Source organism: Nocardioides currus, assembly GCF_003057875.1.
In the GTDB taxonomy this organism is placed as follows: Bacteria; Actinomycetota; Actinomycetes; order Propionibacteriales; family Nocardioidaceae; genus Nocardioides; species Nocardioides currus.
Genome location: NZ_PYXZ01000001.1, coordinates 337,970 through 351,055, shown reverse-complemented (window position 1 = coordinate 351,055; position 13,086 = coordinate 337,970). Strand labels below are relative to the sequence as shown.

Here is a 13,086-nt window from a genome sequence, read left to right as displayed (position 1 = left end):
TCATGGGACACACACCTCCGAAGGGCGTGCAGGAAGCGGCGCAGCGTGCCGTCGACTGGATCGAGGACGGCAAGGCCGGTGACAACTTCACCGACGTCGGCCGCACCCGGGCCCGCCAGCTCGCCAAGGGTTAGGAGATCAGCGACGAGATCGTGTCGAAGATGCAGGCCTACTTCGCGCGGCACGAGGTCGACAAGAAGGCGACCGGGTTCAGCCAGGGCGAGGACGGCTTCCCCTCCCCGGGTCGCGTCGCGTGGGACGCGTGGGGCGGCGACCCCGGCCAGCGGTGGGTCGGCACGATCGACGTGTAGGGGCAGGCTGCCGATTGGGGCGCCCACCACGTCTGGGGGAGGATGTCGCCCATGTCACGCGGTGCCCTCGTTCGCTTCCTGCTCGTCCTCGGCCTGCTGGGCGGGTGCCTGGCTCTCACGCTGACCCAGAAGCCCAACCTGGGCCTCGACCTCCGCGGCGGCGCGCAGTTCGTCTTCCAGGCCGAGAGCACCGACGGCGAGCCGGTCAACGCCGAGAACGTCGACAAGACGCTCCAGGTCCTCCGCGGCCGCGTGGACGCGCTCGGCGTCGCCGAGTCGACGCTGGCCCGTCAGGGCCAGGACCGCATCCTGGTCGAGCTCCCCGGCGTCACCAACGACGAGGAGGCGCAGGAGGCCGAGGACCAGATCGGCAAGACCGCCAAGCTCACCGCGCACTCCGTGATCCGCAGCCTCCAGGCCGAGCCGACGGACGAGCAGAAGGCCAAGGCGGAGAAGGACGGCAACCAGATCCTGCTGTCCGACCAGGGCGACTACCTCGAGGTCGGACCGACCGAGCTGTCGGGCGACGAGGTGCAGGGCGCCGACGCGCTGCAGCGCGAGGGCAGCGTCGGCTTCGTCGTGGCCCTCGACTTCAGTGGATCGGGCGGCGACAAGTGGGCCGACATCACCGGCAAGGCCGCGTGCAACCCGTCCGGCGACCCCAAGCGCCGCGTGGCCATCGTCCTGGACGAGAAGGTCGTCACCTCGCCGCAGGTCAACGAGGGGATCGGCTGCAACGTCGGCATCCAGGGCGGCGGCACCGACATCACCGGCGACTTCTCGCAGTCCGAGGCGAAGGACCTTGCCGCCCTGATCGAGGGCGGTTCGCTGCCGCTCGAGCTCACCCCGATCTCCGACCGGCTCGTCGGCCCGACGCTCGGTGAGGAGGCCATCGACGCCTCGCTCGAGGCCGGCGTCATCGGCATCATCCTGACCGGCATCTTCATCATCGTCGTCTACCGACTGGTGGGCGCGATGGCCACGATCGCGCTGGCGTCGTACGCCCTCCTCGCCTACGCCATGCTCCTCGCCCTCGGCTCGACGCTGACCCTGCCGGGCCTCGCGGGCTTCGTGCTCGCGATCGGCATGGCGATCGACGCCAACGTGCTCGTCTTCGAACGAGCACGGGAGGAGTACGCCGAATACCCCTCCGCCGGCCTCCGGCGCGCGCTGTCGGTGGGCTTCAACAAGGCGTGGAGCGCCATCATCGACACCAACGTGACGACGCTGCTCGCCGCTGGCCTGCTGTTCTTCCTCGGCTCCGGGCCGATCAAGGGCTTCGGCGTCACGCTGACCATCGGTGTCGTGGCCTCGATGATCTCCGCCCTGATCATCGCCCGCGTGCTCGCCGAGCTCTCCGTCACGCCCCGCGCCGTCGCCACCCGGCCCCGTCTCAGCGGGCTCGGCGACATCGGCAGCGTCCGCAAGTGGCTCGACCGCAAGAGCCCCGACCTGATGCGGCGTCGCAAACTCTGGTTGTCGATCTCCGGCGTCGCGCTGATCGCCGCACTGACCGGCATCTTCACCCAGGGCCTCAACATGGGCGTCGAGTTCACCGGCGGGCGCCAGCTCGACTACTCGGTCTCCAAGACAATCTCGATCGACACCGCGCGCGAGGCGATCGCCGACGCCGGCTTCCCGCAGGCCGTCGTCCAGGAGGCCGACACTGCCGACTTCACCGTCCGCACCGGCGACCTGACCAACGACGAGGAGCAGCAGATCGAGGACTCGCTCGCCGAGGTCGGTGGCACCGTCGAGAAGATCGACGACCAGACGATCGGCGCCTCCCTCGGAAAGGAGCTGCGCAACAACGCGATCCTCGCCTTCGGCGTGGCTCTCTTGGTCCAGCTGATCTACCTCGCGTTCCGCTTCAAGTGGACCTTCGGCGTCTCGGCCGTCGTGGCGATGTTCCACGACGTCGTGATCGTGCTCGGCCTCTTCGCGTGGCTCGGCAAGCCGATCGACGGCATCTTCCTGGCCGCGGCGATGACCATCATCGGTCTGTCGGTCAACGACACGGTGGTCGTCTTCGACCGCATCCGCGAGCGGTGGTATGCCTCCCGCGGTGACGCCTCCTTCAGCGATCTCGCCAACAAGGCGGCCGTCGAGACGATGCCCCGCACCGTCAACACCGGTCTCGGTGCCATGTTCATCCTCGCGGCGCTGGCCGTGCTCGGTGGCGACTCGCTGCGCGACTTCGCCATCGCGCTGCTCGTCGGCCTGGTCGTCGGCACCTACTCCTCGGTCTTCACCGCCACCCCGATGCTCACCTACTTCCAGGAGAAGTGGCCGCTCGGCCGGGTCAAGAAGGAGCGGGTCGTGCGCGCGCCCGAGGACTCGGGCGCCGTCATCTAGCGAGTCGGCGTGAATGTGGTGCCGAGTCGGCGTGAATGTGGTGCCGAGTCGGCGTGAATGTGGTGCCGAGTCGGCGTGAATGTGGTGCCGAGTCGGCGTGAACACGGAGGCTGTGGAGTGGGTACGTCGCACTGTCGGTGCTCGCCCGTAGGGTTCTCTGGTGCCTGAGTCCTCCACCCGTTCCGTGCCCGACGTCTCGGGGGTGCTCGCGGCCGCGGTGAAGGCCCTCGGCGGCCAGGAGCGGGCGGGCCAGATCGAGATGGCCCAGCAGGTCTCGCGCGCCTTCGACGACGGCCAGCACCTCCTCGTCCAGGCCGGCACCGGCACCGGCAAGTCGCTGGCCTACCTCGTCCCCAGCCTGCTCCACCACGACCGGGTCGTGGTCGCCACGGCGACCCTCGCCCTGCAGCACCAGCTCGTCGAGCGCGACATCCCGCGGCTCGTCGACGCCATCGGCGACCAGGTCGACGCGTCGTACGCCGTGCTCAAGGGCCGCAGCAACTACGCCTGCCTGCACCGCATCCGCGAGGGCGTGCCCGACGAGCAGGGCGCGCTGGTCGACGTCCCGACCGGCTCGATGGCCGAGAAGGTGCTCGAGCTCCGCGCGTGGGCCGAGAAGGAGTCGGAGGGCTCCGGCACCGGCGAGCGCGACAACGCCCCGCGTCACACCGACCGCGAGTGGCGCCAGGTCGCGGTCAGCCACCGCGAGTGCCTCGGTGCGGCGAAGTGTCCTTTCGGCGCCGAGTGCTTCGCGGAGCGCGCGCGGGAGAAGGCGCAGGCCTCCCACCTGATCATCACCAACCACTCGCTGCTCGCGATCGACGCGATCGAGGGGGTGCCGATGATCCCGGAGTACGACGCCGTCGTCATCGACGAGGCCCACGAGCTGACCGCCCGCGTGACGCAGGCGGCGACCGACGAGCTGGCCGTGGGCGACGTCGAGCGGGCTGCCCGGCGCTCGCAGCGCTGGGTCGAGGACTCGTCGGCCGACTCGCTCGCGGAGGCTGCCGACTCGCTGGCCGAGGCGATCGAGGCGACGTCGCCCGGACGCATCGAGCACGTCGGCGACCAGCTCGCCGAGGCGCTCGCGCTGGTGCGTGACGCCGCTCGCACCTGCCTGTCGTCTTTCCCGAAGGAGGCGCCCGGGGCCGATGGTGGCGACGCCGGCCGCACCCAGGCGAAGGGGATGGTGCAGGACGTCTTCGCCAACGCCGAGCGGATGGCCGCCGACCTCGAGAGCGACGTGCTGTGGCTCAACGAGGCCCGCGACCGCATCCCGGCCCGGCTGCACGTCGCCCCGCTCCAGGTCTGGGGGCCGATGCGCGACAAGCTGCTGAGCGACAAGACGGTCGTGTTCACCAGCGCCACGCTGATGCTGGGCGGCGACTTCAACGCCGTTGCCACCTCGCTCGGCCTCAAGCCGACCGAGCGCGAGGCGCCGTCACGCTCCGGCGATGTGCTGCCGTGGCGGGGGATCGACGTGGGTTCGCCGTTCGACTACGGCCAGCAGGCCATCCTGTACGTCGCCCGTCACCTCCCGCCGCCCGGGCGCGACGGACTCGTGAAGTCCCAGCTCGACGAGATCTGCGAGCTGGTGGACGCCGCCGGCGGACGCACCCTCGGGCTGTTCTCCTCGCGGCGAGCCGCCGAGGCCGCGGCCGAGGTCGTGCGCGAACGGCTGCCCCACCTGACCACGCTCGCGCAGGGTGACGCCCAGCTGCCCGAGCTCGCCAAGCAGTTCGTCGAGGACCCCCACACCTGCCTGTTCGGCACGCTGTCGCTGTGGCAGGGGCTCGACGTGCCGGGGGAGACCTGCCAGCTGGTGCTGATCGACCGCATCCCGTTCCCACGCCCCGACGACCCGCTGATGTCGGCGCGGCAGCGGGCGGCCGACAAGGCCGGCGGCAACGGGTTCATGCAGGTCGCCGCGACCCACGCTGCGCTGCTGATGGCCCAGGGCGCGGGGCGCCTGATCCGCACCACCACCGACCGCGGCGTCGTCGCCGTCCTCGACCCGCGGCTCGCGACCGCCCGCTACGGCTCGTTCCTCAAGGCTTCCCTCCCGCCGATGTGGACCACCACCGACCCTGCGCTGGTGCGCAACGCCCTGGCTCGGTTGGCTGCCGGCTGAATTGTCCCGCTGCCGCGGTGCGTGAGCCACATTCCGTCGCCGAGGAATGTGGTCTGCTCACCGCTCGAGCGCGTGTCGTCCGTGTCGTTCCGTACGGCGGTGCGTGAGCCACGTTCCGTCGCCCTGAAACGTGGGCTGCTCACCGCTCGAGCGAGGTCCGGGCGTGTGGGACCAGCACGGGCCGGACGTCGGTGGTGTCGTCGCGCCACTGCTGGGCGAGCATCCACACGAAGCCGACCAGCGCCCACCCGACGACCACGTCGAGGGTCCAGTGATTCCCGGTCCCGACCACCACCAGCCCGGTGATGACGGCATGGCTCCAGGCGAGCCCGCGAATCACGAGGTTCGCCGTGGAGGCGGTGATTGCGAGGGCGACCCACAGGGCCCAGCCGGCGTGCATGCTGGGGAACGCCGCGAGCTGGTTGGTCATCCAGCCGAGGCCCTGCGGTGCGCTGGCCTCGCCGCCCCACCAGCCTGTGGTCGCGTGCTGGGCGAGCACGTCGGTGAACCCGCCGACCAGGCGCGGGGGAGCGGTCGGCGCCAGCAGGTAGATCGCCAGCGCGATGGACGTGGCGATGACGAGGGTGCGCCGCGCCGCGACGTACACCTCGGGACGGCGGAAGAAGAGCCAGACCAGGACGACCGTCGTCACGACGTAGTGCGCGCTGGCGTAGTGGAACGCCGCCATCGTGCCGAGGAGGTCGTGACCGGCGAGCCAGTGGTTCAGGGGCCGCTCGACGTCGAGCAGCAGCGGCCTCTCGAGGTCGACGAGGTGACGCGCGCGGCTGACGGCCGGGCCGAGCGCGTCGCTGGCCAGGACGCGCGTGAGCGCGTAGCCGACGTAGACGATGGCCAAGAAGCCGAGCTCGCGGCGTCCGCTGATCCCGCGACCACGCCCGGTCGCGAGGTCCGCAGACGTCGACGACGTCGGTAGGAGTGAGGTCACCACGCCAGTTCAGTGCCCAGAGGGGCTCTGGACTATCCGGGAGATGGATGGCTCGGCCCTGAGACGGCTGACGCCGCCTCAGGGACAACCCCGACTCAGACGCGGCGCAGGACCGCGGTGACCTTGCCCAGGATGGTGGCGTTGGTGCCGTCGATCGGGTCGTAGTTCTCGTTGTGCGGCATCAGCCAGACGTGGCCGTCCTTGCGCTGGAACGTCTTGACCGTCGCCTCGCCATCGATGAGCGCAGCCACGATGTCGCCGTTGGACGCGGTCTGCTCCTGACGGATCACGACGTAGTCGCCGTTGCAGATCGCGGCGTCGATCATCGAGTCACCCGAGACCTCGAGCATGAACAGGGTGCCGTCGCCGACCAACGACTTCGGCAGCGGGAAGACCTCGTCGATCCGCTCCTCGGCGAGGATCGGTCCACCGGCCGCGATCCGGCCGACCATCGGGACGTAGGTCGCGGGCGGAGCCGCGTTGCCGATGTCGGTCTCGTCGTAGGACGTCTCCTCGGCGCTGGAGATCGAGCGCCGGGCGGCCATCACCTCGGGCAGGAACACCTCGAGCGCGCGGGGCCGGTTGGGGTCACGACGCAGGAACCCCTTCTCCTCCAGCGTCTTGAGCTGGTGGGCCACGCTCGAGGAGCTGGTGAGCCCGACGGCGGTGCCGATCTCGCGCATGCTGGGTGGGTAGCCGCGGTCCTCGATCGAGTCCTTGATCGTGGCGAGCACGCGCTGCTGGCGCGGGGTCAGACCGGTGGCGTCGGGCGGGCCGTCGGGCATGGGCAGGACCTTCGCGTCCGTTGCTTCCTTCTTTGCCGGGTCTTTCGGCATGACGGCGCCTCCTGCGTCTCGATTGGCTTCACCGTAGTGCTGGGCAGGGCGTTGTTCAAACATTTGTTCGAAGGCGTGTCGCGGCTGTGGACGGTCGAACAAATGTTCGCCCACCCTTGCGTTGTTCGAACACGTGCTCTAACGTCGTACACCTGTTCGATCGAACGTCTCTTCGATCCACCCCCGTTGTCGGTGGGCTCCTCTAGACATTCGCTCGACACCACGACCGGCTGATCTTCCCCAGGAGGCCATCATGAGCACCCTCAGCATCTCCCCTTCTTTCACCGCAGCTCCGCGCGCCGCCCGTCCGACGTCGGCCGTGCGGCTGACGCGCCGCGGCCGCCTCGTCGTGTTCCTCGCGGCGCTGGTGCTGCTCCTGTTCTCGGCGTTCTTCCTCGGCTCCTACGCCGTCGGCTCCGAGACCCCTGGTCAGGCCGAGCCGACCGAGATCGTGATGGTCGGCACCGGCGACACCCTGTGGGGGATCGCCGCCGAGCTGAACACCGACGGCGACGTCCGCTCCACGATGCGCGAGATCGAGCGCCTCAACGCCCTCGACTCCGTCTCCCTCTCCGCGGGCCAGAAGCTCCGCGTGCCGGTCAGCACCGACTGACCATCTAGACGACCGCCAGCCGCTTCGACCCCGGCTGGCGGGTCGGGGAAGACGAGGGGCGGGCCACCGAGCGTGGCCCGCCCCTCGCGGCATCTTCTCGTCTCCTGGCTCGTACGGCGCAGGGTGGCGGCACACGACAGACTTGCGGGCCATTGGTGTGCGGTGTGCCGCCACCGTGGGCGTTCTCCACAAGCTGCGGACTGGGCTGCCGCTGGAAGGCAAAGATCGGTAGCGTCGGGGCCGACGACTCTTCTCGGGGAAGGACCCGTCATGTCCGTACGCCGCGCGCTCGCTGTCGCGCTCCTGGTTCCGCTCGTGCTCCTCAGCGCGTGCACGAACGACGATCCTGAGCCGAAGATGCCGGAGACGTCGTCCTCGACGCCGAGCCCGACCGAGTCGAGCTCGACCGCTGCGCCCGAGACGCCGGAGGCGTTCATCCGACGCTGGGCTGCTCTTGAGGCTGAGATGGAGAGGAGCGGAGATACCACTGCATATCTGCAACTTCAAAAGGGATGCAGTGCGTGCACTGACCTGGCCAGGACCGTCGACGGGTATTACAAAGCTGGCGGGTTTGTCCGGTGGGCTGGGTGGACCATTGGAAGCGTGCGTGCATATCCGCCGGGTGGCGAAGGCGCGTACGCGGTGAAGGTGTCGTCGCCGCCGACCGAGTACAAGGAGTCAAAGGGTGGCGCTTTGAAGACGCTGCCTGGTGGCCGCTCCACGAAGATCATTACCCTTGCGCCCGCTGGCGACAGCTGGGTTGTAACGGATAAGGCCGAACTGGCATGAGGCGAGCCTGGATCGCGTCGTTGCTCGGCGCCGTGATGACCGGGTTTCTCTTGATAATGCCGGCCGGCCCTGCGAGTGCCGAATGTGTGACGGTCTCAGATCTAGGGTCTGTGGGGGAGACCTGCCTCTACACAGGACAGACCCTGCAGGACAAAGCGGCGTCTGATTCGGAGGCCGCCTACACCGTCTACCAGGCCTGCTTCAGCGGATCGAGCGGCCAGCCCGAACCGTGCAGCAACCCCCGCGCCTGCACTGCCGACGGAGCGGTCGGCACCATCTACGCCGTCCTCCGCGACGGCGTCTACGTCGGCATCGCCTGCCTCACGGCCGACGACTCGAAGGACTTCACCCAACCCATCGGTCCGCTCGCGGCCAAACGCTTCAAGGCGCTCGCCTGGCCGTCCTCCGAGCTCACCGTCCAGCCATCCGGCGGCAGGACGCTGGTGAACTTCGAGACGATCTTCTTCACGACCAACACGGACTCATCGACGAAGGTCGTTCGCCTCCTCGGCCAGCAGGTCGAGATCCAGGCCACGCCCGCGTCGTACACATGGCACTTCGGCGACGACGCCACGCTCACCACCGAGAGCGCCGGCCACCCCTACCCGGAGCAGGACGTCGTTCACACCTACGCCACGCTGTCGCCGGTGAAGCCGAGCGTCGACACGGTCTACTCGGGCCAGTTCCGGGTGAACGGCGGTCGGTGGGAGGCCATCGATGAGACGGTCACCGTCGAGGGCGCACCCGTCGGCCTCGAGATCGTCGAAGCGAAGCCCGAGCTGGTCGCCCCGCCGGGCTGACCGGTCCTACCGCGCTGCGCGCCGCCCCCCGGGCGAACGGGGTGCGGCAGGCGAGGCGGCCGGCGACGAGGGAGCGGCGGGCGACGACTCCTCCGGATCGCTCGTGATCCCGAGCGCCCGCAGCAGCCGGGACACGAAGAGCAGGCCGGCGAAGAGGCACGCCACGGCTCCCAAAGACGACAGCACCAGGAACGCCCAGGCGCCCTGCTCGCCGGCGCGGGCCGTCGTACCGAAGTCGATCGCGAGGTAGACGAGGTAGCCCCACGCGACGAGGCACCCGGTGATCGCCAGGGCGAAGAGCAGGGCGGGTCGGTTGAACGACGCCTTCTGCTTCGCACCCTTTCGAGCACCCGCCCGCTTGCCTGTAGCCACGGGTTCATTGTGGCTGATGGGGACGAACGGCGGGACCGGAACGGGGCACCTCGAACCCCCGACACGCCGCACGAAATGGCCGTTCCGGATGTGCTCCGGGCCACTGACCTGCGGTTTTGTCCGAGCACCCCGGGTGGTCGAAAAGTAGCCCGAACGGGCCACTTGCCATCCGTAGTGGCGAGACGTACGGTTACCACTACATCTAGTAGTTACACCGTTGTAGTTATCCACATCTAGTTCACAGCCCTGGACGTGGATTGCACAACACCAGCCGAGTTCTCCACAGGAAACAAGTGCTGGTCCACATGCGTTGACACCCACGTGAGGGTGTCTTCGTAGCGCCCAACTGCGCTCGCTCAAAGACTGCCCGAAGGAGGTCGCGCGATGCACTGTCCCTACTGCCGCAAGACCGACACCCGGGTGCTCGACTCGCGGGTGGCCGACGACGGGTCGTCGATCCGCCGGCGCCGTACCTGTGCGAGCTGCGAGAAGCGGTTCACCACCGTCGAGCAGATGCAGCTGATGGTGCTCAAGCGCAGCGGTGCCAGCGAGCAGTTCAACCGTGACAAGGCCGTCGCCGGCGTCCGCAAGGCCTGCAAGGGCCGCCCGGTCACCGAGGACCAGCTGGCCTGCCTGGGCCAGGCCGTCGAGGACGCGCTGCGCCTCTCCGGCCAGGCCGAGATCAACGCCAACGAGGTCGGCCTCGCGATCCTGAGCCCGCTGCGCGAGCTCGACGAGGTCGCCTACCTCCGCTTCGCCAGCGTCTACCGCGCCTTCGAGTCCGCCGAGGACTTCGAGAGCGAGATCGAGATGCTCCGCACCGAGCGCCGCCTGGCGCAGACCAGCGGAGACCTTTCAGCCACCACTGGCTGACCCAGACTGCCCGGCACGTGGTGGGGAAGCCGCGTGCCGGGCACACCAACCCGCCAGATCCACGACCAGTTGCAACAGGAGATTCAATGACCGAGACGGTGAGCACCGGGGCCGCTGGTTCGACCAAGGGTGCCGGCCTGACGCTGGAGCGCGTCTTCAGCACCGAGGGCACGCACCCCTACGACGAGATCACGTGGGAGCGTCGCGACGTCGTCCAGACCAACTGGAAGACCGGCGAGACCGTCTTCGAGCAGCGCGGCGTGGAGTACCCCGACTTCTGGTCCGTCAACGCCTCGACCATCGTCACCACGAAGTACTTCCGTGGCGCGGTCGGCACCGACGTGCGCGAGTGGAGCCTCAAGCAGCTCATCGACCGGGTCGTGAAGACCTACACCAAGGCCGGCCTCGAGCACGGCTACTTCAAGACCGCCGGCGACGCCGAGATCTTCGAGCACGAGCTCACCTGGCTGCTGGTCAACCAGTACTTCTCGTTCAACAGCCCCGTCTGGTTCAACGTCGGCACGCCGTCGCCGCAGCAGGTCTCGGCCTGCTTCATCCTCTCGGTCGACGACTCGATGGACTCGATCCTCAACTGGTACAAGGAAGAGGGCTTCATCTTCAAGGGCGGCTCCGGTGCCGGCCTCAACCTCTCCCGCATCCGCTCGTCCAAGGAGCTGCTCTCGAGCGGCGGTACGGCGAGTGGCCCCGTCTCCTTCATGCGCGGCGCCGACGCGTCGGCCGGAACCATCAAGTCGGGCGGCGCCACGCGTCGCGCCGCGAAGATGGTCGTCCTCGACGTCGACCACCCGGACATCGAGGAGTTCGTGATGACCAAGGCGCGCGAGGAGGACAAGATCCGCGCCCTGCGCGACGCCGGCTTCGACATGGACCTCGGCGGCGCCGACATCACCTCCGTGCAGTACCAGAACGCCAACAACTCCGTGCGCGTCACCGACGAGTTCATGCGCGCCGTCGAGGACGGCACCGATTTCGGCCTGCGCTCGCGCAGCACCGGCGAGGTCATCGAGACGGTCGACGCCCGCGACCTGTTCAAGAAGATCAGCCAGGCCGCGTGGGAGTGCGCCGACCCGGGCCTGCAGTACGACGACACGATCAACGACTGGCACACCAACCCGGAGACGGGGCGCATCACGGCCTCCAACCCGTGCTCGGAGTACATGTCGCTCGACAACTCGTCCTGCAACCTGGCGTCGCTCAACCTGCTGAAGTTCCTCAAGGACGACGACACCTTCGACGCCGCGCTGTTCGCGAAGGCGGTCGAGTTCATCATCACCGCGATGGACATCTCGATCTGCTTCGCCGACTTCCCGACCGAGCCGATCGGCCAGACCACCCGCGACTACCGCCAGCTCGGTATCGGCTACGCCAACCTCGGCGCACTGCTGATGGCCATGGGCCTCGGTTACGACTCCGAGGGTGGCCGCTCGATGGCGGCCGCGCTGACCTCGCTGATGACCGGGACGTCGTACAAGCGCTCGGCCGAGCTCGCCGGGATCGTCGGTCCCTACGCCGGCTACCAGCGCAACGCCAACGCCCACAAGCGGGTCATGCGCAAGCACCAGGCCGCCAACGACGTGGTGCGCGTGCTGCACACCGAGGACAGCCGCGTGCTCAAGCTCGCGACGCAGGCCTGGGCCGACGTCATCGCGACCGGTGAGAAGAACGGCTTCCGCAACGCGCAGGCCTCGGTGCTCGCGCCGACCGGCACGATCGGCTTCATGATGGACTGCGACACCACCGGCATCGAGCCCGACTTCTCGCTGGTGAAGTTCAAGAAGCTCGTCGGTGGCGGCTCGATGCAAATCGTCAACCAGACGATCCCGCGGGCGCTGGAGAAGATGGGCTACCAGCCCGAGCAGGTCGAGGCGATCGTCGCCTTCATCGCCGAGCACGGTCACGTCATCGACGCGCCGGGCCTCAAGCTGGAGCACTACGAGGTCTTCGACACCGCGATGGGCGCCCGCTCGCTCAAGCCGATGGGCCACGTGCGGATGATGGCGGCCTGCCAGCCGTTCCTGTCCGGCGCGATCTCCAAGACGGTCAACCTGCCGGAGAACGCCACGGTCGAGGAGATCGAGGACGTCTACATGCAGTCGTGGAAGCTGGGCCTCAAGGCCACGGCGATCTACCGCGACAACTGCAAGGTCGGCCAGCCGCTGTCCGACGGTGGCGGCAAGGCCAAGAAGGACGCGGCTGACAAGGCCGCCTCCGACTCGGCCGCCGAGACGAAGGTGATCGAGAAGGTCGTCTACGCCCCGACCCGCAAGCGCCTCCCGAAGTCGCGCGTCTCGCGCACCACCTCCTTCACGGTCGGTGGCGCCGAGGGCTACATGACCTCGGGTGCGCACGACGACGGCGAGCTCGGCGAGGTCTTCCTCAAGCTCGGCAAGCAGGGCTCGACCCTGGCCGGTGTCATGGACGCGTTCTCGATCGCCGTCTCGATCGGCCTGCAGTACGGCGTCCCGCTGGAGACCTACGTCTCGAAGTTCACCAACCTGCGCTTCGAGCCCGCCGGCCTCACCGACGACCCCGACGTGCGGATGTCGCAGTCGATCATGGACTACATCTTCCGCCGCCTGGCGCTGGACTACCTGTCCTTCGACGACCGCTCCGCCCTCGGCATCTACTCCGCCGAGGAGCGCCAGCGCCACCTCGAGACCGGCTCCTACGAGCCGATCGTCGAGGAGACGGGTTCCGCCGCTGAGCTGCTCGACGCGCCCTCGGTGGTTGGGGTGCGGAGCGAAGCGAGCCTCGAAACCATCGAGGTCGAGGGAGAGGTCGTGGAGGCCAAGGCCGCTCCGGCCGGCGTCCACACCTCCGCCGAGCTGCTGGAGAAGATCACCGGTACGGCGGTCGACTCCCCGCTCTGCATGACCTGCGGCACGAAGATGCGGCCCGCTGGCTCGTGCTACGTGTGCGAGGGCTGCGGGTCCACCAGCGGCTGCAGCTGATGACCTGAACGCATTCGAAGGCCCGTCCCGTCTGGGGGCGGGCCTTCGGTGCGTGCACAGTGCTTCTTGGATCTGCCATCGGCGGCCC

Annotated in this window: 12 protein-coding genes; 9 read left to right on the top strand and 3 right to left on the bottom strand. The window is 68.7% G+C overall.

Annotated features, from left to right (window positions below):
- The first annotated feature begins 2 nt into the window (after positions 1–2).
- The 4 genes from C7S10_RS22940 to C7S10_RS01645 all read left to right on the top strand — a co-directional run bounded on the left by C7S10_RS22940 (position 3) and on the right by C7S10_RS01645 (position 4,797).
- Complete coding sequence (locus C7S10_RS22940; protein WP_279303146.1) at positions 3–134, top strand: hypothetical protein; 132 nt, start codon at positions 3–5, stop codon at positions 132–134.
- 18 nt (positions 135–152) lie between these two features.
- Entirely contained in the window at positions 153–311 is a 159-nt protein-coding gene (locus tag C7S10_RS22450) for a hypothetical protein (protein WP_207769191.1), read from the top strand.
- Positions 312–362: 51 nt separating this feature from the next.
- A complete protein-coding gene (gene secD / locus C7S10_RS01650) occupies positions 363–2,666 on the top strand; it encodes a protein translocase subunit SecD (RefSeq protein WP_108342666.1) in 2,304 nt (767 codons plus the stop codon).
- A 160-nt stretch (positions 2,667–2,826) separates the two neighbouring features.
- Positions 2,827–4,797 (top strand): ATP-dependent DNA helicase, encoded by a 1,971-nt coding sequence (locus C7S10_RS01645; protein ID WP_108342665.1) that lies wholly within the window; start codon positions 2,827–2,829, stop codon positions 4,795–4,797.
- 139 nt (positions 4,798–4,936) lie between these two features.
- Here C7S10_RS01645 and C7S10_RS01640 read toward each other — a convergent pair whose 3' ends face one another.
- Both C7S10_RS01640 and lexA read right to left on the bottom strand, forming a co-directional pair.
- On the bottom strand, positions 4,937–5,743 hold the full coding sequence (locus tag C7S10_RS01640; protein WP_165807021.1) for a phosphatase PAP2 family protein: 807 nt from the start codon (positions 5,741–5,743) through the stop codon (positions 4,937–4,939).
- Between the two features lie 95 nt (positions 5,744–5,838).
- A complete protein-coding gene (lexA, locus tag C7S10_RS01635; protein WP_108342663.1) occupies positions 5,839–6,579 on the bottom strand; it encodes a transcriptional repressor LexA in 741 nt (246 codons plus the stop codon).
- A 253-nt stretch (positions 6,580–6,832) separates the two neighbouring features.
- Between lexA and C7S10_RS01630 the strand changes: the two genes are divergently transcribed.
- From C7S10_RS01630 to C7S10_RS01620, 3 genes are all read left to right on the top strand, one after another.
- Complete coding sequence (locus C7S10_RS01630; RefSeq protein WP_108342662.1) at positions 6,833–7,192, top strand: LysM peptidoglycan-binding domain-containing protein; 360 nt, start codon at positions 6,833–6,835, stop codon at positions 7,190–7,192.
- A gap of 270 nt (positions 7,193–7,462) precedes the next feature.
- Positions 7,463–7,981, top strand: coding sequence for a hypothetical protein (locus C7S10_RS01625; protein ID WP_108342661.1), 519 nt, complete (start codon positions 7,463–7,465; stop codon positions 7,979–7,981).
- Between the two features lie 110 nt (positions 7,982–8,091).
- On the top strand, positions 8,092–8,781 hold the full coding sequence (locus C7S10_RS01620) for a hypothetical protein (protein ID WP_108342660.1): 690 nt from the start codon (positions 8,092–8,094) through the stop codon (positions 8,779–8,781).
- Between the two features lie 6 nt (positions 8,782–8,787).
- Here the strand turns inward: C7S10_RS01620 and C7S10_RS01615 are convergent, their stop codons facing one another.
- Entirely contained in the window at positions 8,788–9,153 is a 366-nt protein-coding gene (locus tag C7S10_RS01615) for a hypothetical protein (RefSeq protein ID WP_108342659.1), read from the bottom strand.
- A gap of 384 nt (positions 9,154–9,537) precedes the next feature.
- Between C7S10_RS01615 and nrdR the strand changes: the two genes are divergently transcribed.
- Positions 9,538–10,026, top strand: a complete 489-nt coding sequence (gene nrdR, locus C7S10_RS01610; protein ID WP_108342658.1) for a transcriptional regulator NrdR — start codon at positions 9,538–9,540, stop codon at positions 10,024–10,026.
- 86 nt (positions 10,027–10,112) lie between these two features.
- Complete coding sequence (locus C7S10_RS01605) at positions 10,113–12,998, top strand: vitamin B12-dependent ribonucleotide reductase (protein ID WP_108342657.1); 2,886 nt, start codon at positions 10,113–10,115, stop codon at positions 12,996–12,998.
- Positions 12,999–13,086 lie beyond the last annotated feature (88 nt).

Coding starts and splice junctions, on each gene's coding strand:
- C7S10_RS22940 (WP_279303146.1), top strand. CDS start 3: ATGGGACACACACCTCCGAAGGGCGTGCAGGAAGCGGCGCAGCGTGCC.
- secD (WP_108342666.1), top strand. CDS start 363: ATGTCACGCGGTGCCCTCGTTCGCTTCCTGCTCGTCCTCGGCCTGCTG.
- lexA (WP_108342663.1), bottom strand. CDS start 6,579: ATGCCGAAAGACCCGGCAAAGAAGGAAGCAACGGACGCGAAGGTCCTG.
- C7S10_RS01630 (WP_108342662.1), top strand. CDS start 6,833: ATGAGCACCCTCAGCATCTCCCCTTCTTTCACCGCAGCTCCGCGCGCC.
- C7S10_RS01625 (WP_108342661.1), top strand. CDS start 7,463: ATGTCCGTACGCCGCGCGCTCGCTGTCGCGCTCCTGGTTCCGCTCGTG.
- nrdR (WP_108342658.1), top strand. CDS start 9,538: ATGCACTGTCCCTACTGCCGCAAGACCGACACCCGGGTGCTCGACTCG.
- C7S10_RS01605 (WP_108342657.1), top strand. CDS start 10,113: ATGACCGAGACGGTGAGCACCGGGGCCGCTGGTTCGACCAAGGGTGCC.